Annotated in this window: 25 protein-coding genes and 2 tRNA genes; 7 read left to right on the plus strand and 20 right to left on the minus strand. The window is 64.1% G+C overall.

Going from position 1 to position 25,262, the window contains the following annotated elements:
- Positions 1–45 precede the first annotated feature (45 nt).
- Positions 46–1,464 (minus strand): 23S rRNA (uracil(1939)-C(5))-methyltransferase RlmD, encoded by a 1,419-nt coding sequence (rlmD, locus tag Q0632_RS03775; RefSeq protein ID WP_298924507.1) that lies wholly within the window; start codon positions 1,462–1,464, stop codon positions 46–48.
- A gap of 54 nt (positions 1,465–1,518) precedes the next feature.
- Here rlmD and Q0632_RS03780 point away from each other — a divergent pair, with 54 nt between their 5' ends.
- Positions 1,519–1,950: a VOC family protein gene (locus Q0632_RS03780; RefSeq protein WP_298924509.1), complete on the plus strand. Its 432-nt coding sequence runs from the start codon at positions 1,519–1,521 to the stop codon at positions 1,948–1,950.
- Positions 1,951–1,957: 7 nt separating this feature from the next.
- Here the strand turns inward: Q0632_RS03780 and Q0632_RS03785 are convergent, their stop codons facing one another.
- The 5 genes from Q0632_RS03785 to surE form a co-directional block, all read right to left on the minus strand.
- Positions 1,958–2,743, minus strand: coding sequence for a 3'-5' exonuclease (locus tag Q0632_RS03785; RefSeq protein WP_298924511.1), 786 nt, complete (start codon positions 2,741–2,743; stop codon positions 1,958–1,960).
- Between the two features lie 47 nt (positions 2,744–2,790).
- Positions 2,791–3,708 carry an RNA polymerase sigma factor RpoS gene (rpoS, locus tag Q0632_RS03790; RefSeq protein ID WP_298924513.1) on the minus strand — a complete coding sequence of 306 codons (918 nt, stop codon included), beginning with the start codon at positions 3,706–3,708 and terminating at the stop codon, positions 2,791–2,793.
- Positions 3,709–3,790: 82 nt separating this feature from the next.
- Positions 3,791–4,663, minus strand: a complete 873-nt coding sequence (locus Q0632_RS03795) for a peptidoglycan DD-metalloendopeptidase family protein (protein WP_298924514.1) — start codon at positions 4,661–4,663, stop codon at positions 3,791–3,793.
- Between the two features lie 10 nt (positions 4,664–4,673).
- Positions 4,674–5,468: a protein-L-isoaspartate(D-aspartate) O-methyltransferase gene (locus tag Q0632_RS03800; protein WP_298924516.1), complete on the minus strand. Its 795-nt coding sequence runs from the start codon at positions 5,466–5,468 to the stop codon at positions 4,674–4,676.
- Positions 5,465–6,241: a 5'/3'-nucleotidase SurE gene (surE, locus tag Q0632_RS03805; protein ID WP_298925265.1), complete on the minus strand. Its 777-nt coding sequence runs from the start codon at positions 6,239–6,241 to the stop codon at positions 5,465–5,467. The genes Q0632_RS03800 and surE overlap by 4 nt, the downstream gene beginning before the upstream one ends.
- Positions 6,242–6,349: 108 nt before the next feature.
- Here surE and Q0632_RS03810 point away from each other — a divergent pair, with 108 nt between their 5' ends.
- From Q0632_RS03810 to Q0632_RS03835, 6 genes are all read left to right on the plus strand, one after another.
- Entirely contained in the window at positions 6,350–7,324 is a 975-nt protein-coding gene (locus Q0632_RS03810; protein ID WP_298924518.1) for an NADPH:quinone oxidoreductase family protein, read from the plus strand.
- 435 nt (positions 7,325–7,759) lie between these two features.
- Positions 7,760–8,197, plus strand: a complete 438-nt coding sequence (locus Q0632_RS03815) for a hypothetical protein (protein WP_298924520.1) — start codon at positions 7,760–7,762, stop codon at positions 8,195–8,197.
- Between the two features lie 51 nt (positions 8,198–8,248).
- Positions 8,249–8,632, plus strand: coding sequence for a surface-adhesin E family protein (locus Q0632_RS03820; RefSeq protein ID WP_298924522.1), 384 nt, complete (start codon positions 8,249–8,251; stop codon positions 8,630–8,632).
- Positions 8,633–8,837: 205 nt separating this feature from the next.
- Positions 8,838–9,062 (plus strand): hypothetical protein, encoded by a 225-nt coding sequence (locus Q0632_RS03825; RefSeq protein WP_298924524.1) that lies wholly within the window; start codon positions 8,838–8,840, stop codon positions 9,060–9,062.
- Positions 9,059–9,442, plus strand: a complete 384-nt coding sequence (locus tag Q0632_RS03830) for a hypothetical protein (RefSeq protein ID WP_298924526.1) — start codon at positions 9,059–9,061, stop codon at positions 9,440–9,442. The genes Q0632_RS03825 and Q0632_RS03830 overlap by 4 nt, the downstream gene beginning before the upstream one ends.
- 369 nt (positions 9,443–9,811) lie before the next feature.
- Positions 9,812–11,227: a patatin-like phospholipase family protein gene (locus Q0632_RS03835; RefSeq protein ID WP_298924527.1), complete on the plus strand. Its 1,416-nt coding sequence runs from the start codon at positions 9,812–9,814 to the stop codon at positions 11,225–11,227.
- A gap of 293 nt (positions 11,228–11,520) precedes the next feature.
- On the opposite strand, the gene Q0632_RS03840 is transcribed toward Q0632_RS03835, so the two are convergent.
- From Q0632_RS03840 to Q0632_RS03905, 14 genes are all read right to left on the minus strand, one after another.
- Positions 11,521–11,982, minus strand: coding sequence for a hypothetical protein (locus Q0632_RS03840; protein WP_298924529.1), 462 nt, complete (start codon positions 11,980–11,982; stop codon positions 11,521–11,523).
- Positions 11,983–12,648 (minus strand): hypothetical protein, encoded by a 666-nt coding sequence (locus Q0632_RS03845; protein WP_298924532.1) that lies wholly within the window; start codon positions 12,646–12,648, stop codon positions 11,983–11,985. It lies immediately after the preceding gene.
- A gap of 463 nt (positions 12,649–13,111) precedes the next feature.
- The gene (locus Q0632_RS03850) at positions 13,112–13,408 is read right to left on the minus strand and encodes a hypothetical protein (protein ID WP_298924534.1); all 297 of its coding nucleotides are present in this window, start codon (positions 13,406–13,408) and stop codon (positions 13,112–13,114) included.
- Between the two features lie 224 nt (positions 13,409–13,632).
- Entirely contained in the window at positions 13,633–16,236 is a 2,604-nt protein-coding gene (mobF, locus tag Q0632_RS03855; protein WP_298924536.1) for a MobF family relaxase, read from the minus strand.
- A complete protein-coding gene (locus Q0632_RS03860; protein WP_298924537.1) occupies positions 16,230–17,495 on the minus strand; it encodes a type IV secretion system DNA-binding domain-containing protein in 1,266 nt (421 codons plus the stop codon). Before Q0632_RS03860 ends, mobF begins: the two co-directional genes overlap by 7 nt.
- Positions 17,495–17,830, minus strand: coding sequence for a hypothetical protein (locus tag Q0632_RS03865; RefSeq protein WP_298924539.1), 336 nt, complete (start codon positions 17,828–17,830; stop codon positions 17,495–17,497). The genes Q0632_RS03860 and Q0632_RS03865 overlap by 1 nt, the downstream gene beginning before the upstream one ends.
- Positions 17,827–18,186, minus strand: a complete 360-nt coding sequence (locus Q0632_RS03870; RefSeq protein WP_298924541.1) for a hypothetical protein — start codon at positions 18,184–18,186, stop codon at positions 17,827–17,829. The genes Q0632_RS03865 and Q0632_RS03870 overlap by 4 nt, the downstream gene beginning before the upstream one ends.
- A 529-nt stretch (positions 18,187–18,715) precedes the next feature.
- Positions 18,716–20,425 carry a site-specific integrase gene (locus Q0632_RS03875; protein ID WP_298924543.1) on the minus strand — a complete coding sequence of 570 codons (1,710 nt, stop codon included), beginning with the start codon at positions 20,423–20,425 and terminating at the stop codon, positions 18,716–18,718.
- Between the two features lie 105 nt (positions 20,426–20,530).
- A tRNA-His gene (locus Q0632_RS03880) sits at positions 20,531–20,606 on the minus strand.
- A gap of 34 nt (positions 20,607–20,640) precedes the next feature.
- Entirely contained in the window at positions 20,641–22,566 is a 1,926-nt protein-coding gene (locus Q0632_RS03885; protein WP_298924545.1) for a SurA N-terminal domain-containing protein, read from the minus strand.
- Positions 22,567–22,635: 69 nt separating this feature from the next.
- Positions 22,636–22,711 (minus strand) — tRNA-Val (locus Q0632_RS03890).
- Between the two features lie 12 nt (positions 22,712–22,723).
- Positions 22,724–22,996, minus strand: coding sequence for an HU family DNA-binding protein (locus Q0632_RS03895; protein WP_141512898.1), 273 nt, complete (start codon positions 22,994–22,996; stop codon positions 22,724–22,726).
- 296 nt (positions 22,997–23,292) lie between these two features.
- Positions 23,293–24,378, minus strand: coding sequence for a tartrate dehydrogenase (locus tag Q0632_RS03900; RefSeq protein WP_298924551.1), 1,086 nt, complete (start codon positions 24,376–24,378; stop codon positions 23,293–23,295).
- Positions 24,375–25,262 (minus strand): alpha/beta hydrolase, encoded by an 888-nt coding sequence (locus tag Q0632_RS03905; RefSeq protein WP_298924553.1) that lies wholly within the window; start codon positions 25,260–25,262, stop codon positions 24,375–24,377. The genes Q0632_RS03900 and Q0632_RS03905 overlap by 4 nt, the downstream gene beginning before the upstream one ends.

Here is a 25,262-nt window from a genome sequence, read left to right on the forward strand (position 1 = left end):
CCGGACAAAACAAGGGCCCCGTCGGGGCCCTTGTCCTTTTGAGGTTTACGTTTCCAGATCAAACACCGCGATGCTCTCCACGTGGGCCGTGTGGGGGAACATGTTGACCACCCCGGCGGCGCTGCAGCGGTAGCCGGCCTGGTTGACCAGCAGGCCGGCGTCGCGGGCCAGGGTGGCGGGGTTGCAGCTGACATAGACGATGCGCCGCGGCGGCGTCCAGGCGCCACGCAGTTCGCTGTCCGAGTGCAGGTCGGCCATGGCCTTGGCCAGGGCGAAGGCGCCTTCGCGCGGCGGGTCGACCAGCCATTTGTCGGCCACGCCGTCGGCCATCAGCAGCTGCGGAGTCATCTCGAACAGGTTGCGCGCTACAAATTCAGTAGCAGCTAATGCAGTATTACCGGGGGCCACGGCCTGATTCAGCTTGTAGTTCTGGCGTGAGCGGGCGACCAGGGCCTCGCTGCCCTCGATGCCCAGCACGCTGGCGGCACGGGTGGCCAACGGCAAGGTGAAGTTGCCCAGGCCGCAGAACCAGTCGATCACCCGCTCGTCCTTTTGCACGTCCAGCAGGCTCAGCGCCTTGTTCACCAGCACGCGGTTGATGTGCGGATTGACCTGGGTGAAGTCGGTGGGCTTGAAGGGCATGGTGATGCCGAATTCCGGCAGGCCATAGGCCAGCTGCGGTCCGCCCTCGTCCAGCAGCCGGATGGTGTCCGGGCCCTTGGCCTGCAGCCACCATTGCACGCTGGCGTGTTCGGCCGCGAAGGCGCGCAGCCTGGCCAGGTCGCCCTCGCTCAAGGGCTCCAGGTGGCGCAGCACCAGGGCGGTGACGGCGTCGCCGCAGGCCAGCTCGATCTGCGGGCAGGTCTCGATGGCGTCCATGGAGCCGATCAGCGCGCGCAGTGGCAGCAGCAGGGCATTGACGTGCGGCGGGACCACATGGCACTCGCGCATGTCGGCCACGTAGCGGCTCTTGCGCTCATGGAAGCCCACCAGCACCGTGCCCTTCTTGTGGACGTGTCGCACGCTGAAGCGCGCTCGCCAGCGGTAGCCCCAGGACGGCCCCTCGATCGGCCGCAGCACCATGTCGGCCTTGACCTTGCTCAGGTGCCAGAGGTTGTCCTCCAGCACCCGCTGCTTGACCGCCACCTGGCCGCTGACGTGCAGGTGCTGCATCTTGCAGCCGCCACAGGCGCCGTCATGCAGGCCGAAATGCGGGCAGCGCGGCGTGACACGCTGCGACGACTCGCTGTGCAGCTCGGTCAGGACACCCTGCTCCCAGTTGTTCTTCTTGCGAAGGACCTTGGCCGACACCAGCTCGCCCGGCAGCGCGCCCTCGACGAAGACCACCTTGCCGTCGGGCCGGCGGGCCACGCCCTGGGCGTCCATGTCGAGCGCGTCCACATGCAGCCAGCCCTCGGGCAGGGGCGGCTTGTTCTCAGTTTCAGTTTGAATCTCTGCTGTCATCTTCCGATTGTCTCAGGAGCCATACTGACCATTGCGCAGCACTGGAGGCAAGCCATGGACAGCCATCCCCTGGAAATCCGCGTCTGCATCGACGTCAGCGACCTGGAGCGCGCCATCCGCTTCTACACCCAGGGCCTGGGCCTGCGCCTGGGCCGGCGGCTGGACAGCGATTGGGCCGAGCTGCTGGGCGCCACCAGCGCCATCGACCTGCTGGCCAACCCCGAGGGCAGCGCCCCGCTGGGCCAGGCCCAGCCCCAGCGGCGCGACTACGGCCGGCACTGGACGCCGGTGCACCTGGACTTCGTGGTGACGGGCATCGACGCCGCCGCAGCCCGCCTGATGGCCATGGGAGCCCTCTTGGAGCGGCCCATTCAGGACCGGCGCTGGGGCCGCATGGCCAGCCTGGCCGACCCCTGGGGCCACGGCCTCGATTTGCTGGAGTTCCGGGGCCGCGGCTACGATGAGATGCTGGACCCCAAGGACTGAAAGCCCTTCAGCCCCAGGCCGCCAGGTATTCCTGCCAATGCGCCTCGGCCGGCGCCAGATTGCCCAGCGTGCTTTTGACCAGGGCGATCTCCTGCTCGTACTCGGTCTCGGTCAGGCCGCCACGCATCTTCTGGAACCGGCAGTACACCAGGTAAGTGTTCATCACGTCGGTCTCGCAGTAGCGGCGGATGTCCTCCAGCTTGCCTTCCAGGAAGGCCGGGTAGACCTGGGAACCGTCCATGCCCAGCTTGCCGGGGAAGCCGCAGAGCTTGGCCATGGCGTCCAGCGGCGCGTTGTTCTTGGGCTGGTACATGGCCAGCAGGTCCATCAGGTCCAGGTGCCGCAGGTGGTAGCGGCTGATGTAGTTGTTCCACTTGAACTCGCGATCGTCGTCGCCCAGGTCCCAGTACTTGTCGGCCACCACGCCATGGCGCAGGCCGCGGTAGTGCAGCACCGGCAGGTCGAAGCCACCGCCGTTCCAGCTCACCAGCTGGGGCACATGCTTTTCCAGCGTGTTGAAGAAGGTCTGGATGACCTTGCCCTCGCTGGCGTTGTCGCGGTCGACGAAGGAGTGGATCTTGATGCCTTCGGCATTGCGAAAGACGCAGCTGATGACCAGGATGCGCTGCAGGTGCAGCGGCGTGAAGTCGCTCTGGCCCTTGTCCTTGCGCTCCTGCAGCCAGGCGCCATAGACCTGCGCATCGCTGTCGTCGGCGGAGGCACCGCGCAAGGCCCGCAGGCCCGCAACGTCGGGGATGGATTCGATGTCAAAAACAAGTACAGGCCAGCTCATGATGAGCACTTTACCAGTGCCCATCGTGAGCCGACCTCAAGGCGGAATCAGAAAAGGGCGTCCCGCGAGACGCCGTTGCGCGTCATATGGCGTTTGAGTTTGACCAGGGCCTCGTTCTGGATCTGGCGCACCCGCTCGCGTGTCAGACCCAGGCGCTCGCTGAGCACCTCCAGGGTTTCGGGCTCGCGGTCGTGCAGGCCAAAGCGCCCTTCCAGCACTTCCTTCTCGCGCTGCGACAGGGCGTCGATCCAGTTGGCCAGCAGGCGCTCGACCTCGTGGTTCTGCGTCACGCCGGTGGGATCGGCCGCGTCCTCGTCGGCCATGGAGTCGCCCAGCGTATGTTCATCGTCGCTGCGGTCCAGGGCGGCGTCCAGCGAGCGCGGCGTCTCGGCCATGGCCAACAGGTCGGCCACATGCTGCACATCGCGACCCAGCAGCGCGGCAACGTCTTCGACCCGCACGCCCTCGCCCTCGAAGCCGTTGCGGGCGGCGGCGAAGGCCGGGTCGTTCTCCAGCGTGCGGCGGGCGCGCAGCACCTGCTGCAACTCGCGCACCACGTGCACCGGCAGGCGAATCACCCGGCCCTGGTTCATCACGGCGCGCTCGACCGACTGGCGGATCCACCAGGTGGCGTAGGTGGAAAAGCGAAAGCCCCGCTCGGGCTCGAACTTGTCGATGGCGTGCATCAGGCCCAGGTTGCCCTCTTCGATCAGGTCCGACAGCGGCACGCCGCGCCCCAGGTAGCCTTTGGCGATGCTCACCACCAGGCGCAGGTTGTGCTCGATCATGGACTGGCGCGCCGCAAAGTCGCCGGCGCGCGCGAGGGTGGCGGCCTCGAATTCCTGCTCGGGGGTGAACAGCGTGGTGCGCCGCACGTCGCGCAGGTAGAGCGTCAGCGTGTCGCTGGACTCACCGGCCACGTCGGCCTGGACCTCGCGCGGCGCGGCGCTTCCCTCGTCGGGCATCTCGGCCTCAGGGCGGGCATCCGCACCCTCCTTCGCGCTTCGAACCGCCGACTTGTCGTGTCCGTTGCGCCTGGCCATGTCGCTACCTCGCCGGTAAGTACTTGGCCGGGTCGACAGGCTTGCCCTGCCGCCGGATCTCGAAGTGCAGCTTGACCCGGTCGGCGTCGCTGGACCCCATCTCGGCGATCTTCTGGCCCTTCTTCACCGTCTGGTCTTCCTTGACCAGCAACTGCTGGTTGTGGGCATAGGCCGTGAGGTAGGTGTTGTTGTGCTTGAGGATGATCAGATTGCCGTAGCCGCGCAGGCCGGCACCGGCATAGACCACACGGCCGTCGGCCGAGGCCATCACCGCATCGCCTGCCTTACCGGCGATGTCCAGGCCCTTGTTCTTGGTCTCGTCGAAGCCGGTGAGCACGGCACCGCTGGCCACTGGCCAGCTCCAGGCCGGCTCGTCGTCCGCGGCGGCCGATGGCGTGGCCCCCTGCGGCGTGGCGGCCGGCGCGGCCGCAGAGGCTGGCGGGCGCGGCGCACTGGCGGCCTGGGCCGGCGGCACGGTCCCGGGCGTTGCCGAGGCCGGCGCCACCGGGCGCACCACGGCGATGTCGGTGGCCGGCGTGCCGGCCGGGGCGATCACCCGCAGCACCTGGCCCACCTCGATCACGTTCGGATTGTCGATGTTGTTCCAGCGCACGATGTCGCGCCAGTTCTGCCCGTTCTCCAGCGCGATGCGGATCAGGGTGTCGCCGGGGCGCACGGTGTAGTAACCCGCCTTGCCGGCGTTCTCGGCGCCCGCCAGCGGCTTCGCGTCGGCGACCACCGCCGGCTGCGCACGCGTGCCTGCGTTGCGGTCTTCGACCGGTGCGGGATGGCGCGAACTGGAAGCGCAACCCGCCAGCAGCACTGCCGCCACCGCCACAATTGCCCATTTCCGTCCCTGACTCAACAACTCGAGCATCTGTGTTCCTTCAAGCGATGCCTGATTTTAGGGGGACAAAGTGCACGGGCTCGAGCACACTTTGTTTCATCTCCCGGGCTGTTTTCTCCAGCACCACCAGGGCCTGGGCCCCATCGGGCATGACCGTGGGCGCGATGATGCGCCCGCCCACGGCGAGCTGTTCGATCCATGCCTGTGGCACGGCATCGCCGCCGGCTGCCGCGATGATGCCGGCGTAAGGCGCGCCCTTGGCATAGCCGGCCATGCCGTCGCCAAACAGCAGGTGCAGGTTGGCCAGCCGCAGCGACCGCAGGTTGTCGCGCGCCTTGTCGTGCAGGCCGCGCAGCCGCTCGATGCTGTAGACCTCGGTGGCCACGCATGCCAGAACAGCGGCCTGGTAGCCGCAGCCGGTGCCGATCTCCAGCACGCGGCCCAGACGGCCCTGGTCGTCGACACGGCCCCCCAGCAGCAGTTCGACCATGCGCGCCACCACATTGGGCTTGGAGATGGTCTGGCCCAGGCCAATCGGCAGGCTGGTGTCCTCGTAGGCCTGGTTGACCAGGGCGCTGTCGACAAAGCGATGCCGCGGCACCGTGCCCATGGCGGACAGCACGCGCGGATCGGAAACACCTTGCGCCGCGAGCTTTTGCACCATGCGGGCCCGCACCGCAGCTGAATCCATGCCGTGCCCGCCCTGCACGCTGATTTTCTGGTCCGATGGGCCGCCAGCCCCCGTCCCCTGGACCCGGTTAGCTATGTTTTTAGGAGCAACCGGGGCGCCCGAGCGCAGGTCGAGCCGGACCGGAAAGGCCGGGCGGCGCGTCATCCGCGCTCCGCTGGCGCCAGGCGCCCGGCGATCTGGCGCCAGGCCTGCAGGCCGTCGTGGTCGGTCAGGTCCACCTGCAGCGGCGTGACCGAGACGCGGCCCTGCGCGGTGGCGTGGAAGTCCGTGCCGTCGGCGCCGTCCTTGGCCGCGCCGGCACTGCCGATCCAGTACATGGTCTCGCCGCGCGGATCGGTCTGCGCGATCACCTTCTCGGCCGCGTGGCGCCGGCCCAGCCGGCAGACCTCGAACGCGCCCAGCTCGCCATAGGCGCGGTTGGGGATGTTCACGTTCAACAGAAAGGGCGGGCCGCCCACAAGCTGCTGCGCGATCACATGCTGCACCAGATCGCGCGCCTTGCGGGCTGCGGCATCGATGTGCGACCAGCCCTTCTCGGTCTGCGAAAAGGCGATCGCCGGGATGCCGAACAGATAGCCCTCCATCGCCGCGCCCACGGTACCCGAATAGATGGTGTCGTCGCCCATGTTGGCGCCGTTGTTGATGCCGCTGACCACCAGGTCGGGCCGGTAGCCAAGCAGGCCGGTCAACGCCACGTGCACGCAGTCCGCCGGCGTGCCGTTGACGTAGCGAAAGCCGTTGCCACCCTCCTGCACGTACAGCGGTGAATGCAGCGTGAGGGCGTTGGACTTGGCGCTGTTGTTGTGTTCCGGCGCGACCACTTCGACCTCGACGCCGGCCAGGTCCTTGAGCGCTTCGTGCAGCGCAGCCAGGCCGGGCGCGCGGTAGCCATCGTCGTTGGAGATGAGGATTTTCATGGGGGCGGGGGACAAGCGTCCGATTGTAGGGCGCGCGGTCACCGCTGGGACACGGGCCCCGCACCTGCCGCGCCTATCATTGCGCGCTTGTCCCCACTGGAGAATTCCATGCATGCCTGGCTCTGCGAGAACCCCACCGGCGTCGACGCGCTGCAGTGGAAGGAGCTGCCCACGCCCCAGCCCAAGGCGGGTGAAGTGCTGGTCGAGATCAAGGCCGCCAGCCTGAATTTTCCCGACCTGCTGATCGTGCAGAACAAGTACCAGATGAAGCCCGCCCTGCCCTTCGTGCCCGGCTCCGAGTACGCCGGCGTGGTGGCGGCCGTGGGCGAAGGCGTGACCCACCTGCAGGTCGGCCAGAACGTGGCCTGCCTGTCGGGCACCGGCGGCTTCGGCAGCCACACCATCGCGCCGGCGGCCCTGTGCATGCCGCTGCCGGCTGGCTTTGGGCACGTGGACGCCGCCGCCTTCATCATGATCTACGCCACCTCGCACCACGCGCTGGTGGACCGGGCCCAGCTCAAGGCCGGCGAGACCGTGCTTGTGCTGGGCGCGGCCGGCGGGGTCGGCACCGCCGCCATCCAGATCGCCAAGGCCATGGGGGCGAAGGTCATCGCCGCGGCCTCCACCGACGCCAAATGCGCGCTGTGCAAGTCCATCGGCGCCGACGCGACCATCAACTACAGCACGCAGGACCTGCGCGAGGCCATCAAGGCGGCCACCGGCGGCAAGGGCCCCGACGTCATTTACGACCCGGTGGGCGGCGACTTTGCCGAGCCGGCCTTCCGCTCCATCGCCTGGCGCGGCCGCTACCTGGTGGTGGGCTTTGCCTCCGGCCCCATCCCGGCCCTGCCGCTGAACCTGGCCCTGCTCAAGGGCGCCTCCATCGTCGGCGTGTTCTGGGGCGACTTCTCCCGGCGCGAACCCAAGGCCAACGCCGCCATGATGGGCGAGCTGGCCCAGTGGTATGCCCAAGGCAAGGTCAAGCCGGTGATCGACCGCACCATGCCCATGGCCGATCTGAAGGCCGCCTATGCCCACATGGGTTCGCGCGGCGTGATGGGCAAGCTGGTGATGGTCAACTGAGCCAGAAGCGCCAGAAGCCACAGCCAATAAAAAAGCCGGCAGTGTGAACTGCCGGCTTTTTACTTGGTGTTGATGGGGTGGCTGATGGGGGTCCACTGCCACTTACCCCGCCCCAGTGTTTATGCGGGTTTACGGCGGGTTGCTACACACAGCCGTGTGACGACCAGTGTAGCAGCTCGAGCCGTTTAGCTGGCAGAGGCAGGGCGCGCTGCCCTGTCTGGCGCGCCTAATCGCCCCATGGGGTCTCCTTCAAGAAAGAGCGCGCTGCCAGATGAAACTGCCTCTCTCACAGAGCTCCCTCAACTCGTGATTTGGATGCCGCAAAGTGACTGCGGATCAACTCCGGTATAGTCGCCGACGACCGAGCCAATAGCCGACACCAGACCCTTCGGCATGGGCCGGCAACAACAGAAAATAAAAATTCGAGGAGTGAAGATGGAGATCCTGTCTGGAGTGGTCACGGCACTGCAGTCCAGCGTTTCGGTGCAAGGTGGAGGCAACGACGGGCAAGTCACCACGACGCACATTGCTATGTTTAGGCTCGGTGCCCGTCAAGTTCGTTTGAAGGCAACGCAACCGGCCATGATTCATGCGGGAGACCAGGTGGAGGTAGCCGGCGATAACCGACGCGGCCTGTTCAATGCCCGGGCGTATCGAAACCTGAGTACTCAAGTTGAGGGGCATGAGGGTTGGGTGGCCAACACCTTCCTCGGCGCGCTTTTCTTCCTCGGCGGTTTCGGTTCGCTAGTCTTCGAGGTCAGTCTTTTTGGGCCTTTGTTCGGAGCGGCGGGTGGATACATGCTCTATTGCGGGACGCGTACGCTCCAGGCGATCCGGGCGTTGCGGCAAGCGACTCCGGCTGCGGTTGCCTGAGAGAAGTGTACTCATCGAGCTAAAAGCGACTCATTTTTTGGAGGAAGGCAATTGCGATTCAAACGAATTTTTGGCGGGGTGCTTGTTGCTGCAATATGTTGCGGAGCCCACGCTGGCTGGACAAGGGTGGGGCAAGACGAAGGCGGCAGTGACTATTACGATCCGAGCAGCGTAAAGCAGATCAAAGGCATTGCCAGACTCTGGGAAATGAGTGACATGAGCAAGCCATTAGAAGCAGGCGGTGATGCTTTCCGCTCTATGAAAGCCCAGGTGGAGTACGACTGTTCCGGTGAGCGAAGAAGAATGTTGCACATGGTCTTGTATAGAGGCCAGATGGGCAACGGCACATCGTCCTCCATGCCTGCCGAGCAGCAATGGAAGCCGATTGTGCCCGGCACTACGGGTGCACGCACATTAGCTGCGGTTTGCAAGTAGTTTGCCAATCAGATCGCAAAGGGCCTTAGGGTCCTTTTTTTGTGGCCGCTGTGAGGCCCTCGCCACAAAGGATGTGCTCAAGAATCTCCACGCCACGGTATACCGAAAAGAACCTCACGCTCGTGCTGGCTAGACAGAGGACCTAGGTGTTCAACCTAGGCGGCCCCTCCCCGGGGCCATCCATCTAACCTTCAACGGAGCAATCGTGACGGCACCTGAACTCTCTCAAATCATTCGCTCGTACCAGAGGAACCCGAACCTTGCCGGGGTCCTCAGCACCGGGCAGCGCATCCTGCTCGCGATCGCGATGTGTGACGCGGCGCTTCTGCCCCCGGGGTATGAAACCCCTTTGGATGCCTGGAGGCGCCTGACACCAGATGAGGCCGCCGCGCTTCAGCAAGGCGTGCTCCTCAGTGGAGCAGCAGCATGAGGAAACTGAAGGTGACTGACGTCGAGCTGGCACTGCCCTACTTCCAGGTGCGTCAGTTTTACGAGATCCAAAACGCTGACGGACGGCTGCTTGCGACCCTCGTTGTGAAGGGACGCGGGCAGAACGAGTTCGAGGCAAGGGCAGATGTTGACCCCCTGTCAAGTCAGCTCAGGGCGCTCGGGATCGGCAGTGACGGGCTCTACTACGGGACCGGCTGGGATGAGTGGTACCTAATCGACAGGGAACTTGGCCTTGTGGACGCAATTAGGCTCTGGGACAAGTGCGATCCTGACTACGCAGTGCGGCTCGCAGCTCGAACCTTGGTGCCCGAAACCCAAAAGCAGGCCCTCGACATGTACGGTATCGACCGACACGGATAGCATGGCCGGCGTCCCGGTCGTGCAATACCTGCGACGAAGCGCCACCAACACCCAGACTCCTGCTAAGTCATTGACGTAGCAGGAGTTTCGTCTTTCCGGGGGATCAAGACTTACCTCGCGGCCATGAGAGACCCGGACTATAAGTCCTCGAAAGGACGTCGTTGGGAGAGGTGAAAATTTAGCTCCGGGAACCAGATTTCAAATTGGACTAAAGGCACTTGAATCCAGTGACGTACATCACTGAGATGGCGGAGGGTGTGCCCGCCGCTGCACTATCCATCAAAGAACAACGTTCCGGATTTCCAGGCTCGATCTTGACGAGCTGGACTCTCCATTGCCTAATTGCGCTCCATCAAGACAGGGGGGAACATGCTGGGTAAAGTCCTTACGTCCACGTTGATGGCACTGGCGCTAATCGCAACCTTCACCGGGTGTGCCAGTCGGGCTCCGATCAAACACTACGAGCTTTCAACGGAACTGAAGCACGGAGAAGAGAAGATCCTCGGCGGCGACGACTGGGGCATTGCCCTTTCCGGCGGCGGCCTACGATCCGCACTCTATTCGATGGGTGTCATGAAAGCGCTTTATGACCAAGGCGCCCTCCAACACATCAAGGTCATCTCGTCTGCTTCTGGCGGCTCGTACGCCGCTCTCTGGTTGGTTGAGGAGCAGATGAAGAACCTTGGAAAACCACTGGGTGAATCGATTCTGTCGGACGACAAATTCCGCCGAAGCGTGTGCGAGTTAATCGGCACCGGCAACTTCGTCACCAACTTTGAATATCTGGACGCCGCTTTCTCATGGCACCCGTCACGGGCATCAATCGAGATGTACGAGGCGAGCCTCAGAAGGAGCTTTGGCAGAAATCCCGCGGAACGCACCATCGACCAACTCGCCAATGCGACGCTTGTCAAACAAGTTCCCTACTGGATCGTGAACACGGCGATTCACAAGCCCGACCCCGAGCATCGTCTGCACCACGGCGTTTTCGAGTTCACTCCGCTGGTTACAGGCAACCAGTCCAGGGGTTATTGGAGAGCCAACACTGGGAAACCTGTGCCCGTGGTCAAAGCCGTGGCGATTTCGGGTGCGGCACTCGCACCGTTCCTGGCCCAGCCATTTGAGGTGCCGAGTCCAACCGGGACAAACGAATACCTTGAACTCTCCGACGGTGGGCACGTTGAAAACCTGGCTGCCTTCGCCCTTATTCGTCGCAAGGTGAAGAACATCATCATCGTCGACGCTGAAATGGATCGCTACTATGGGTTTGCCGCGTACCGGAAGCTCAAAAAGGGGTTGGTGGCCTACGGTGTAAATCTGACAGTCGGTGAAGCTGATCAAGCGACGAAATTCCAGTGGACGCCATGGCGGCTGAAGCAGTCCGTTATGACGGGGACTGCCACACATCCGGATGGCAGTGTCAGCACAATCGTCTACTTGAAGCTTGGCTTGCCGGACTCCATCCTGCCGCTCATGACGGTCGGCAACATGCCTCAGGCAAAAGGTGGCGTCAGCCAGGATGGATCGTGCTACACCCTGCCTAACGATGGACAGACAAGCACAACCGAACTACTACGCGTTCGGATGGCCAACTATGCGGATTTCAGATCTGCATTTGGCGACTTCCCGCATTTCCACACCGTCGATCAGAGCTACTACACGGATCAGACGAGCGCCACCTTGGGACTAGGCTATTTTCAAGGCTGCGACCTGCACGACAACTCGGACTTCAAGGACAAGATCGGGGCGGCGGCCTGCAAGCCGCCGGCCGGCCGCAGGCGTTAGGCGTTTGATTGCGCTATCCAACACCCGCCAAGCTCCGCGCGTCGCCTTGCCTATCGAAGAAGACATCGCCAACAACTGGCGCGACATGCAGCTTTGACCGGGGAATGATGACGCTTGCGACGTTGACTCTCTTGCACCCATAATCGCGCCTCGCCTCTGAGGTGCCACCTCGGGGGTCCACTTCCCCGAAGCGCTTGTACCCCGGACGCCTTCTAAGTCGTTGATTTAACAGGGTCTTAATCGACAAGGTCCGGGTGTTGGTGTCGCCTCCGTGAATCGACGCGCAGACGGAGCTATAGCCTTTGGCGCAGCCAGGGCGCAAGCTCTGGATACACTCTCCGCACGAAAGACCGGCGGCCGGCGACGTGGAGTCGAATGTAGATGGCGCGGCCCCGCAGCGCCTTGTGGCCCCACTCGAAATTCTGGTCCCCAACGAAGCTGAGCTTCAGCGTTGAATGCGGGTCAATACGGGTATCGTCTGCATCGTGACCTGGGATTGCGATCGATTCGTAGTTTCGCTTGCGCCAGCCCCTGGCCCCGTACATCAACTCCCAATACGTCAGGATCACGGGTCGGCTGGTGAGATTTCTCAAGAGGATGTCACTGCCGAAGACGTCGCTGCCGGTCAGGTTGTAGCTAACGTCCAGCCGAAAGCGATCGCGCCAGACCTCCCCAAGCTTTACTAGCCCAAGCAACGTCGACAAGAACGCCCCCCAACAGGCAAGGTACAAAGCGGTATCGGCAGGCATTTTCAATCAGGGAGGCTTGGCGCCGATCAAGGCCTGGGCCTGTTGGTGTTGAACCATCCATGCAGCGGTATCGGGGCAGCGAAATCCGATCAGCGTCTGAATCTGCTGAAAGTCGCTGGCGAGAGACCGGGCAAAAATTGGCTCGTGATGGGCGATGCGGTTGCGCAGAGTCCTCAGCTGCTCCAGGTCGTTGAAGATCGCTTTGCGTAGTTGTTGCACCGACAGCAGCTGATCCAAGAACGGCAAAACAGCTCTGAGATGAGGATTCCAGATCCGGGTATCGAATCGTCCCGTGAACATCGTTTGCCAGAACTTGAACTTCAATTCAGCGATGACTTTGCCTGAGGTTGGCTGGTTGGTCCGGGCTCGAACTAGCTCCCTGCGAGCGTTGAAGTGAGGACCTTGCGGATTGGGTAGGCTGAGCTCGAAAGTCGGATCCCAAGGCCAGAGCGGGCCGTAGACTGCCGTCAGGGCGTCGTTAACTGCGTTCCGGAGAACCACCTCGCATAGGTGGAGTGGGGCCATGAACGCGGCTGAAATTTGAGCGTTCCAGGCGTACAAGGCCAGGGCGCCGGGCAGATTGGGCATCGCCGCCGTAGCGGCCTCGTAGGTGCCTACTCTAGGCGCGGAAAGGGCGTTTTTGATCGCCTGGTCAGGTGGAATTGCAGCCATGCCCCAATATTCGTATAATCGACGCACTGGCCACTAGGATCGTGGGCGAAAGCCTCCCCCTAGGGACGTACGCGATAGTTAGAAAAGGCCCACCGAAAGGTGGGCTTTTTCCATTCTACGGCTGAGTTAGCTGTCTCCCGAAGAATGCGCTTCGCCGGCGTGCTTCGGAGGAGGTCGAAGGTCTCCATCGCGGAATCCTCGACAGCGCTACCCGCTAAGAAGGGTTCTGAGCACGACAAGGGCCGACGCGTCGCGCCCCTTTTTCTTTGGCTCTGTCACCAGACTGTGTTGATTCCAAGGCCTCGCAACCGAGATTTTCCATCGAGACCTGTGACGGCCGCGATGTGCGGCCATCAACGCCTAGCCAATAAAAAGCCCCGACCAGGTCGGTCGAGGCTCGGGGAATCACAATGGCGCGAGACGCCAGCCTTCAGGCGGAGATTGCTTTCAGGTCGGCGTTCAATCAGGTCTGCTCCTTGGAGTAGTAAAGCGTGGTGCCGTCGGTTCGACAGAAGTGCCGGCGCATGAAGGTGCGGTTCATCACCCGCTCGATTCCGATGTTGCCGCCCCCGCATTCCTTACAGCGAACGTGACCGTCGTGGGACACCCTGCCCGGATGCGCCTGCTTGTACGCGGCGAAGCTCTGGGCCTGCATGGCCGCCATCTGCTTGCGGTTGGTCCGGATGATGAAGATGAACGTGGCCACAAGGACCAGCGGCACGAAGGCTGACAGCGCGAGTTGTACGAAGTGTTCCAGCATTATTTCCATATTAAGGCTTGGTCCTCAGTGGTAAGGGGCGAAGCGCCCCCATTGACGTCTAGTGATGAGCACGATGGCGGGCCCCGATTGTGCCGTCATAGAGCTTACCTGCCTCCCACGCGGCCTGAGAAACTGGCGAACGCCCGCACTGCCATTGGCCGGTGGCCGATTCGCGCCAAGGCAACCAACACAGATTAGTGACAGAGCCTCTTCTTTTGACCAGGCTAGATGGACAAGGCGTGTTCGCGCGGAGTGCGTAAGTCGATGTCCAAAGCGGCATGCTTGGTGTCGAGCCGGGACATTGCTTCCGGCAGCAGCTCTCGATCATCCGTGTACAGCACCGCTTCGCTTCTGGCTCGGCTGATCGCGACGTAGTACAGGGCCTGGTTGGCCATCGCAGAAGAGACATCTGCATCCACCAGCACTCGCTGGCACGTCTGGCCTTGAGCCGCGTGCACGGTCGTGCAATAGCCATGGTCGATCTGGAGTGGCTCCGCGGCATCCAGCGTCACCAGGACGCCTCCGTCCGTCCGGACATGGATTTCGCGCGTTTCGAATCCCACCGACTCCACCTGGCCTCGCTGACCGTTGACGATCCCCTGGCTGTAGTCGTTCTTCGTGAATCGCACCAGGTCGCCAACAGCGAGTTCCCGCTCCACCTCAACGTACGCGGTGACGTTGGACATGGTCGTCGGTCGCCAATAGACTTTCACGCCGTCCGCTCGCTCCAGCGTCACGCAGCCAGGTTCCGCGGCGACAACCCGGGCTAGGTCTCCGCGCATTAATCCGATGCTCTGGTAGTGCCGTTCGGCCTGAACGAGGTCACCTGGTGAATAGCTCAGGGAGCTTTGAGCCTGGGCGCGCGTCAGATCTCGCCGCTCCAGCGCGGTAACGACCAACCCCGTGCCCGCGAGGGCCAGGCGGTGCCGAACGAGCTCGTTGATGCGTGTTCGGGCCACGTTGGTTCCCGCCACCATCAGCGTTTCCATCCGCTCGCCAGGGGGCAAGGAGGCGTAGTGCCGGGCGATCCGTTCGTAGCGCTCGGTCGCGTGTGGGACCTCGGCAATGCTCGATTTCAGCTTGGCGACGGACGCCGCGATCCTGCCCTCAGCGGCATCCAGAACAGCCTCTCGCAGGGGGCCCTCGGCTTGGCGCTGAATTTCGGCCATGCGGGCGGTCTCCATGCCGGCCCTCTGAAGCTGGGAGAACGGTGCACCGGCCTCGACTGCTTTTAGCTGCCTGGTGTCTCCGACCAGGACTGCCCGAGCTCCGGCCTTCTCCACAGCCTGGAGCACGAGGTGCATGTCTCGCGCACTCACCATCCCAGCCTCGTCCAGGACGACCAGGGTGTTCGCGGTCAGCCCTTGGGCGTTGCGGGCCAGGAACGCAGCCGTGGTCATGGAGGGTATTCCGGTCGCCTCCAGCTCCCGGGCGGCTGCCGCTGACGGGGCAAGCCCCAGGGCTTTGAAGCTACCCAAATTGGCCTTGACCTGCCGCAGCATGGTCGTCTTGCCGGTGCCGGCCAGGCCCTGGACTCCTACGACGCGGTGCTTCGTACTCAGGATCAACTCTGCTGCGGAACGCTGCCCTTGGCTCAGGTTCTGCGTGGCCAGGCGTGTTCTTGCGGTTGGCGATTGCTGAATAGGCTGCGGTAGGAGGCCTCGCCCACGTTGTTCTACGGCGAGCATTTCGCGTTCCGTCGTCTGAGCCTGGGCTGTCGTGAGGAGCCGACCATCTGGTGAGGAAATCAGGCTTTCCTTGGCGATTGCGGTGTTGATTGCGCCCTCGATGTCGCTGAAAAGTGCCAATCCAGTCCCATGCGCGAGGGCAACCTGGACCAGGGTTGTTCGTGAGACCACCGCATTGCGCTCGGTCAGGTGCGCGACGGCAAAGTGGACTGCTTCGTTGGCTGAGGTTTCGCGCTGACCAACCGCCAGAGTGCTGGGAGGGATGGCGGTCCAATCTATGCTGAATTCAGCTGCCTTTGACTGCCAGGCCTGTGCGAGGGCTGCCCGGTCCACTTGCTTGTCTTTGCTGCGCCGGGTGTTCAGGCTGGCGATCTCCCGCTCCCGTGCCGACGCGTTTTGGCGGTTACGGCCGCGGGCGGCCAACGCGGCGTCGATCGCCTGGCGCCGCGTGCTGAAGGCAGAGACCTGGGCATCATTGATGTGAGCCAGCTCGAACCGGCCGTCCTCATGGGTGCGGCGGACGGCATACCCCAGGGCCTGCACGGCAGCCGCCAGCTCGGCGCGGTAGTGGACCCCCAGGAGCTTTTGCTGCGCGTAGAGGTCGTTCGCGCTCAGGGCGCGCCATTGACCGTCCTGCCGTTGGGTCGCGTTCACCAGCACGCAGTGGGTGTGGAGCTGCGGGTCCTTATCGCGACTCAGCTCGTGGTCAAAACGAGCGACTACGAGGTTGCCACTGCGCACCAAGACGGTCTCACCGCCCAACGTGACACGATAGGCGGCGATGGTCGATTCAACGTGCTTCAGGGTGGCGGTCACTGCATCCCTGTGAGCCTGCAAGAGCCGATGATCACCTCCGACCATTGCTTGCAGGCTCAGGGACTTAGGAGCGCTGAACGTCAGGTCGATCCCGGCCGTGCGCGGGCCTTCACCGCCATGGTGAAGCGTGCTCCCATCGGGCAGCCGGCCCTCCAGAACGCGCCGAAATTCATCCGGGCGCACTGAACCTACCAGGCCCAACGCGACCGCGCCTTCGCCCCACCAGCTGCTGGGCGCGCGGCCGTCCTCGGAGTAGTAGTCATCTGCCCCTTCGTAGTAGGTCGCCGCAGACTCAGCGGACGTCACTTTGTCCAGGGTCAGCATGCATCCTCCGGGATGAAAGGGGGGCGGCGTTGCGCTCGAACCTGGGGAGCCAGCCGGAATCGGGCTACGGGCGCATCACCGGCCAACGCCAGGTAGCCCTCCAAGTTCCGCAGACCGGCGATTTCGCTGGGCAGGACAAGGCGTTCCTGCACTTGGCGCAACGACTCGGACTCTCCCAGACCAGACGACCCGAGGCTGCTGCTGCGCTCGCGGCGCAGGATCTCGCGTTCGCCCAGTGCCCGCGAAAGTTCGTCTGCAGTGGTGGGATCGCCTTTCGCGATTGCGAGTACAGCTAGATTGCGGAAGCACGAACGCAGGACGGTCGCACTGTCACGCCCATACAGCCGGTCCAGCTGCGAGGTGCTCTGGACCCCGGCGATGATTGCCAGCCCGTGCTTGCGGCCTAGGGTCAAGGCCGCTTCCAGCCCATCGAGCTTGCCGAGTGCGGCCAGTTCGTCCAATACCAGCCAAATCCGCCGATTCGGATCTGGCGGCAAGGTCAAGACAGCGTTGGTGACAATGTCCACCCAGCAGGCGAGCAAGGGCGCAAGCGCCCTTTGCATGTCCGCCCGCCACGTCAGAAAGAGGCTTCCGGAGCCGTTCTCCAGCCACTCCCGCAGGCCGAATTCCCCAGGCCTCAAGTAGCGCTGCGGAGCCAGGTGCGCCGTTAGCAGAAAGCGGGTAGAGGCCAGGGCCTTGTCCGCGCCCTCGTCAAACAGTCCGGAAGCCGGCGTCCCGACGAGCAGGGCCTCCAGGTCGCGAGCGGGCGCGCAAGTTGACCAGTACAGCAGTCGATCTGTACTGGTCTCCCCCGCACGCACGAGTGCTCTGAGCACCTCGGCCAGCAGAACCTGCGCATAGTGATGCCAGGGTGCGGACTCCCCATGCCCAGCCGGCACGACCGAGCACGCTAGCCGGTCGGCGTCGAAATCCGACCGAAGCTCGTTGAACAGAGACCAGCGCTCAGACCGGGCGTCGAGCGGGTTGAGAAGCCGGTCCTCATCGGTGCCGAACTTGCTGAAGTACGCGCCGTTGGGGTCGCAAACAATGGCGCGCTCACCTCTTTTGAAGACGCCGTCCAGGACTTCTTCGATCAGCGTTGACTTGCCGGCTCCAGTCGATCCGGCGGTGAGCAAGTGCAGGGTCTCGAGTTCGATGGGCCAGGGCCTTCCACCCAGTGTCACCGGTGCAGAGGAGGAACGGCTCGCTGGGCCCCCTGCGCCGGCCTTCAAAGGGGGGCGCTTCCACGGATTGAGCATCACTGGTCCTGCTCCCACCGTGAGCCACGGAGCTGCATGGGCGCAACCTGGGCGCGCCTGAGCCAGCGGCGAAACAGCCAACTTGAGATCAGAGTTGCCCCGAGCATGCCGACGGCGACACACAGAGAAAGCAGCGTAAGTGCCGTGCGATCCGCAGTCCTCCCGGCCCATGCTGCGGCGAGCAGCACCCATCCGTCGACCGCAGGACGGTGCAAGCCGCGGTCCCAGGCAATGCTCCATGTAGCGGCGGTGAGGGCGATGGAGAGCGAGAACCAGGCGAGGGCCCGATCACGCAGGCCCGACAGGTGGCGCAGGAAGGCGTCGTGCGTCTTCATGCGAGGCCTCCCTTCAGCCTGGCATAGAGGTCAGGCGCGGCCAGCCTCGCCCGCACTCTGGCCAGGATCTGCGGGTCCCTGGACGCGGCTAGCTCCCGAAGGATAAGCAGCACCTCCGTTGATGCGGTCTGAGGCGCGTTGGTGGCGGAGGCCGCCGGGTCGGCAGCTCCATGCACTTGCTTGCGCAGATCTTCCAGGGCAGCGACCACGTCCAGACGTTCGTGGACAGCTGTGACTGAGTGACGAACGTAGTCGGACAGCGTCTGGCCATGGCTGTCAGCCCGGCGTTGCAGCTCCCAGTGCTCGTCGGTCGAGACGCGGACCTTGATGAAGCGGCTGCGGTTGTTCTTGGTCAACTTTTCCGCGCCGTTCTTGGCGATTTCGGGGCTGTGCCCACGTTTGTGGACCGGTCCGATCGGCCGTGTGGTCAGCGAAAAGCCTTCGGCGCTTGGCCTTTTTTGGATGTTGGGGCCGCAATCAGCGATTGCAGGGGTGTGTGTCGATTTCTCTGGCCCGACAGGGGCGCGGAAAGGGGTAGGCACTAGCCACTCCAGGGTTGTTGCAATGGCTGGTATAGGGAGCCAATTGCGATCCGACCGAGGCCAGGTCCAGGTTGCCTGCTCGTCCGCCGGGAAGGCGAGCGGGCCACGGTGGCCTACGGGAGGAAATCCTGACAGCGTCAGGAGGGCGGGGCCAGGATGCCAGTGCGGCCCCGGCCTTGGCCTATCGAAATGCCCGTGATGGGCCCCGAGACTTGTCCACGGTGGCGGGCGTCGCTTGCGACGAACGCACGCCGCGGTGGGCAAGTCGGTGCCACAGTCGCGGCATCCTTCGGATGAGGGTTCCGTCCTCTACCCGCGGTGAGGGATGAGGGAGGCGCGCAGCCTACGATGCCATGGAGCCCGACGCCTTTTTCAAAGGCTGCCAAGGCTGGACGGAGACCTTTGGAAACTTCACCTTGGCGAATTCGGCCGCAATCTCGCCGAAGGGAAGGTCATCCTCGCCATAGCCGTCAGTGATGGAGCCGTCGCCAGTGGCATGGCCAAGAATCCGCTTCAGGTACTTGCTGTCCGCCCTGGCCCTTTCCAGCAGGTCTTTCATGCGGTGCCTGAAGCTGTTCATCACCTTCGTGCGGTCGGTGACGCCCTGCTTGCGCAGGTAACGTCCGAAGTACTTGCCGAAGGCCGTCGACCACTTGCCGTCGTTGCCAGGCGTCAACTCCGGAAACAGCTGAGCTTCTCCGCGGTCCTTGAGGTGTTGCACGTACCGCAGCAGGCCGAGGTCGACCAGCTCTTGCGCGACCGGCACGCGCCGGCGCGACACGAGGGTCTTTAGCCCTCGCTTGCTGCGCTTCCCGTCGTCGTCATAGAGGGCCGCGGTATTGTCGTCCGGGATGTCTGTAACCAGCAGGAACCAGCCGTGCTCAGGGTCGTGGACGACCTCGGAGGCGGCCATGCCGGCGATCTCCTCAGCCCTGGCCCCCGTGTAGCTCAAGATCAGAGGCATCCAGTAGGCCGACTCCCCAGTCCGACCCCGTGGCAGCTCCAGGTGCCGGAAGATCGGCGAGTCGAAGATTTTCTCGACTTCACCCTGAGTGAACGGGAAGTGCGCCTTCTTCCCCTGGTCACGCTTCACGACGGCCAAAGGAAGGGTGTCGCGCGCGGGATTCTCTGCGACGACGTGCCGCCCAAGAGCGTTCTTGAAGATCGTCTTCACGTTGGCCAACCTGGTGTTGACGGTGACGACCGAAACGCTTTCGGCCATATGGTTGACCCAATCACTCATGCCCTTGGGCGTGAGGCGGCTGGGCCCCGCCATCTCGTGCGCCGTTGCATACGTTTTGAGCATGGTCCAGTGGGACTTGAAGTGCTTTTGCGTCGACAGCGGCCGGTTGTCCGCCCGTGTATTCCACGCCTGGTAGACGGCCTCCCATGTGGGCCCGTCTGCCCCTGTCATCGCTGCGGGATGCTTAGGAGGCGCCGGCGCCTTGTCTTTGGTCTCGACAACTTCGCCCCGGTGGCGGGCGATCCGAAGGTCTAAAGCTGCGACCATCGCCTTCAGCATGGTGTGAGCCACCTTTCGCTCCTGCTCTGGCGACAGTTCGGCGTCCAGGCGAATGATCTGCAGGTATTCGCGCATGGGCTCGATCATCGGTTCTGAGCGCCCTCTGGCCAGCCAGTCGCCAAAGACTCGTCGATTCTCGACAAGCTCGACGGCTAGGTGGTCGTAGTAGTCGTCGCTCAGCCCGTGTTCACGCTCCATGGCGTCGCTCGACAGCGTCTGATGCACCCACTGCTGGCCAATCGCAGCGATCTGGTCATCGCTCAAGGTCTTGAAGGTACGCTGGGACGGCAGACGCTCCGCGCTGCGAGCCAGCAGGAGGGCTCGCCGTCTTTCGAACTCCTGGTCCAGCCGGTGCTGTTCGGCATGGAGACGTGGCATCGCCAGCTTCAGGTCAGTGGTTTCCAGGCTGACCCAGTGCTCTTTTTTGTTCGCGGGGTAGGTTGAGGCGACATCGGCAGGGATGCGCCGGCGCAGGTACAGGGTGCCGCGTTTGCCGCGTCGATGGATGTGCAGGGGAAGCGCTTGTTTCATCGTCTATTGCTCCTCAGGTTTGCGTAGCAACCTGTGTAGCAACCGAGAGCTGAAAACCCTTGAACTATCTGGGTTTCCAGGAAAAACAAGCACTTAGAAGAGGGGTGGGGTGGCTGATGGGGCTCGAACCCACGACAACAGGAATCACAATCCTGGACTCTACCAACTGAGCTACAGCCACCGTAGAGGCGAGATTATACCCGCTCGCAACGCGTTTACTGGACGACCTCGTCGCCGGTCTTGGGCGCGGGCTTGGCGACCTTGATCTGCGTCTTGTAGCGGTCCTTGAGCAGGTTGTAGTAGGCCAGGCTCTCGCCCGCGGTCCACCACTGGCTGTACTGCTGGCGTTCCCGCACGGCGACGTCCGCGGCCGGCGCTTCGCGCTGCACGGCCTTGAGGACCTTGACCACCGCATAGCCCTGGGCGCCCAGGTCCACGCCCACCAGCGCCGGCAATGCCGCAGGGTCGGCGCGCAATGCGGCTTCCACCACCTGGGCCGGCTGCTTTTGCGAATCGTCGCGCGAGACAAGGATGGCGGCCGGCAGTTCGGCTGCCGCGGGCTTGGCCTGGAAGGCGGCGAGCTTGTCCATGCCCTCTTTCCTGGCCTGCTCGGCGCCGCGCGCGGCGATCACACGCAAGCGCACCTGCGCCTTCACCTCTTCCAGCGGCAGGGTGCGCGCCGGCGTGTACTGGGCGATGCGGGCCGAAACCAGCTGGCCAGCCGAAACTTCCACCGCCTCGGTGTTGCGCTTTTTCTCCACGCTGTCGGGCGTGAAGACGGACGCCAGGAACTTGGGGTTGGCCAGCACGCCGGTGACGCCCTGGGCCGGCGTGCGCGTGACGGTGGCGGTGCGCACTTCCAGCTTGAAGCGCTCGGCCACAGACTTGAGGCCGTCGGCGGCCTCGTACACGGCGTTGCTGAAGGCGTCGGCCGACTCGGCGAACTTGCGCTGGGCCTGCTGCTTCTTCAGATCGGCCTCCATCTCGGGCTTGAGTTCCTCGAAGCTGCGCTGCTTGGGCGCCTTGATGTCGGTCAGCTTGATGACGTGGTAGCCGAACTCCGATTCGACGACGCCGCTGACCTCACCCTTCTTCAGGCCAAAGGCGGCATCCTCGAAGGCCTTGGTCATGGCGCCGCGCGCGAAGAAGTCCAGGTCGCCGCCGCCGGGTGCCGAGCCCGGGTCCTGCGAATTTTTCTTGGCCACGTCGGCGAAGCTGTCGGGGGCTTTTTGCACCACGGCCGCCAGCTCCTCGGCCCTGGCCTTGGCCTTGGCGCGCTCGGCGGCCGGCGCGCTTTGGGGCGAGGCGATCAGGATGTGGCTGGCACGCCGCTCTTCCTGGCCGGCCATGCGGGCCACGTTCTGCTCGTAGTAGGTCTTGAGGTCCTGCTCATTGAGCGTGATGCCCTTCTTGACGCTGTCCACATCCAGCACCAGGTAGTCGATCCTGGCCTGCTCGGGCGCCTGGAACAGCTGCGGATTGGCCTTGTAGAACGCATCCAGCTCGGCGTCGCTGGGCGTGATCTTGGCCGCGTAGTCCACTGCGTTGAAGCGCGCCACCTGGATCTCGCGCTTCTCGAAATAGGCGTCGAGCGACAGGCGGGCCTGCGCCGGCGTGGCGATGCCGGTTGCCCCCAGGCCCGCCAGCACCTGGCGCGTCGCCAGGTCGGCACGCACCGAGTTCTCGAACATCTCGGGCGTCATGCCCTGCGCGCTCACCAGTTGGCGGTAGCGCGCCATGTCCAGCTTGCCGTCGGGGCCACGCAGCGAGGCGATCACCTCGTTGCGCTGCAGTTCCTCGGCCAGGCGCTGGTCGCTGGTGGCCAGCTTGGAATGCGCGGCGGCGGCGGCCACGACCCTGTCGCGCACCAGCCGCTCCAGCGTGGCGTAGCGCGCCTCGGGCGAGTCGAGCAGCTTGGCGTCGAGCGTGGGCATAGACTGGCGCAGCTTGTCGACCTCAGCCTTGTGGGCGGCGTCCCATTCACCCTGGTGAATCTCGCGCCCATCGACCTTGGCGACGGTCTCACCCTTCTCATTGAAGCGGTTGTAGCCTTCCAGGCCGAACAACACGAAGGAAGGGATGATGAGCAGGAACATCAGGCCCATCATGATCTTGGTGTGCTTGCGGACAAACTCGAACATTGCGCATCTCTCTAGAAAAAAACCTGCTGTCCAAAAGCACAAAGGCGAACCCTTGTTCGCCTTTGTCTGTGGTGGGTGCTGACGGGATCGAACCGCCGACCTACGCCGTGTAAGGGCGCTGCTCTACCAGCTGAGCTAAGCACCCAAGAGTCTGTCCTCAGTTGAGCGCATCCTTGAGCGCCTTGCCCGGACGGAACTTCGGCACCTTGGCGGCCTTGATTTTAATCGCAGCGCCGGTACGGGGGTTGCGGCCGGCGCGGGCAGCGCGTTTGCCGACTGCGAAAGTGCCGAAACCTACCAGCGAAACCGAGCCGCCTTTTTTCAGCGTCGTCTTGACGGCGCCGATCATCGACTCCAGCGCACGCGTGGCGGCAGCCTTGGAGATGTCGGCATGTTTTGCGATGTGCTCAATCAGTTCGGTTTTGTTCACAAGGGGCCCCTCGTAGAGAGATAGAGTTGATCAGGAATGTCTCTTCAAAAAAATTTTTGTCTCCCGGTCCCTGCGACGCCGCTAGGGCGGCTGCTGGCAGGAAGCGGGAGACTTTTTCGCGGCTGATCGCCACTGGAGTCGATTAAAGCCACGGCAATGGACCGTGTCAATACGACATGCAGCTTTACAACAGCGCGGAGGCGGATTCTAGTCGGATTTGACGAGGTTCCATGCGGGCTGCGGGGCGTTTTGTGCGGCACTGCGCAATTTTCACGAGCCCCTCGGCAAGCAAAACGTTACAGCGCCAAAGCGATCGCACGGCCGAGGTCCGAGGTGCCCGCCGTGCCGCCGATGTCAGCCGTGCGAGGCGCACCGCTTTGGGGATGCAGCACTTTCTCGATGGCTGCGAGCACCGCATCGTGCGCGTCCTTGTGGCCCAGGAACTCCAGCATCATTGCACCGCACCAGATCTGGCCGATCGGGTTGGCGATGCCTTTGCCGGCGATGTCGGGCGCCGAACCGTGCACCGGCTCGAACAGCGAGGGAAACTTGCGATCGGGGTTGAGGTTGGCGCTGGGTGCGATGCCGATGGTGCCGGTGCAGGCCGGTCCCAGGTCGCTCAGGATGTCGCCGAACAGGTTGCTGCACACCACCACGTCGAAGAACTCGGGGCGCTGCACGAAGTGGGCCGTGAGGATGTCGATGTGGAACTTGTCCAGGCGCACGTCGCCATAGTTCTTGGCCATCTCGGCCACGCGCTCGTCCCAGTAGGGCATGGTGATGGCGATGCCGTTGGACTTGGTGGCGCTGGTCAGGTGCTTCTTGGGCCGTGACTTGGCCAGCTCGAACGCGAACTTGAGCACGCGGTCGGTGCCGATGCGCGAGAAGATGCTTTCCTGCATCACGATCTCGCGCTCGGTCCCGGGATACATGCGGCCGCCGACGGCCGAGTACTCGCCCTCGGTGTTCTCGCGCACGATGTACATGTCGATCTCGCCGGGCTGGCGCGGGCTGCCGTCCTTGCGCACCACCGGACAGATGATGCCGGGCATCAGGCGCGCGGGCCGCAGGTTCACGTACTGGTCGAACTCGCGGCGAAACAGCAGCAGCGAACCCCACAGCGAGGTGTGGTCGGCGATCTTCTCGGGCCAGCCGACGGCGCCGAAATAGATGGCGTCGTGGCCACCCACCAGGTCCTTCCAGTTGTCCGGCATCATCTGGCCGTGCTTCTCGAAGTAGTCCCAGCTGGAGAAGTCGAAGTGGTCGAACTGCAGGTCGATGCCGAATTTGGTGGCCGCGGCCTCCATCACCCGCACGCCCTCGGGCATGGTCTCCTTGCCGATGCCGTCGCCGGCGATGACTGCGATGCGTTTCTTGCTCATGGTGTGTCTCCGAAGAAGTTGAGGGATTCGTCCAGCAGAAGGGCCGGGGCCTCCTCCGCGATGTAATGGCCGCAAGGCAGGCTGCGGCCGCTGACTTCGCTGGCGCGCTCGCGCCACAGCGCCAGCACGTCGAAATTGCTTCCCACCGCACCGTGCTCGCCCCACAGCACGCGCAGCGGCATGGCCAGCTTGCGGCCGGCCTGAACATCGGCGCGGTCGTGCGCCAGGTCGATGCCGGCGCTGGCGCGGTAGTCACCGCAGACGCCGGTGGCCGTGCCGGGCAGGCGGGCGCAGCGCTCGTACTCGGCCAGCGCCTGCGGGTCGAAGGCCGCCAGGCCGGCGTGGCGCTTGCCCATCACGCTGCGCAGGTAGCGCACCGGGTCGGCGTCGATCAGCGCCTCGGGCAGGGGCGGCGGCTGGACCAGAAAGAACCAGTGCCAGTACGCCGTGGCAAAAGCCAGCGAGGTCTGTTCGTACATGGCCAGCGTGGGCGCGATGTCCAGCAACAGCATGCGCTGCACGGCATCGCCGTGGTCGGCCGCCAGCCGGTGGGCGACGCGCGCGCCGCGGTCGTGGGCCAGCACCTGGAAGCGGTCAAAGCCCTGGGCCTGCATCAATGCCAGCGCGTCGGCCGCCATCTCGCGCTTGGCGTAGGCGGCACTGCCCTCGCCCGGCGCGGGGCGCTGGGAGTCGCCATAGCCTCGCAGGTCCATCAAGACGACGGTGAACCGCTGGGCCAGGGCCGGCGCCACCCTGTGCCACATGGCATGGGTCTGCGGATGGCCGTGCAGCAGCAGCAGCGGCGCGCCCTGCCCGGCGCGGCGGCCGCGCAGCCGCACGCCGTCACGCACAAAGTCCAGGGTCTCGAAGCCATCCAGCAGCAT

The sequence above is a fragment of the uncultured Ramlibacter sp. genome, from assembly GCF_936925435.1.
Taxonomy (GTDB): Bacteria; Pseudomonadota; Gammaproteobacteria; order Burkholderiales; family Burkholderiaceae_C; genus Ramlibacter.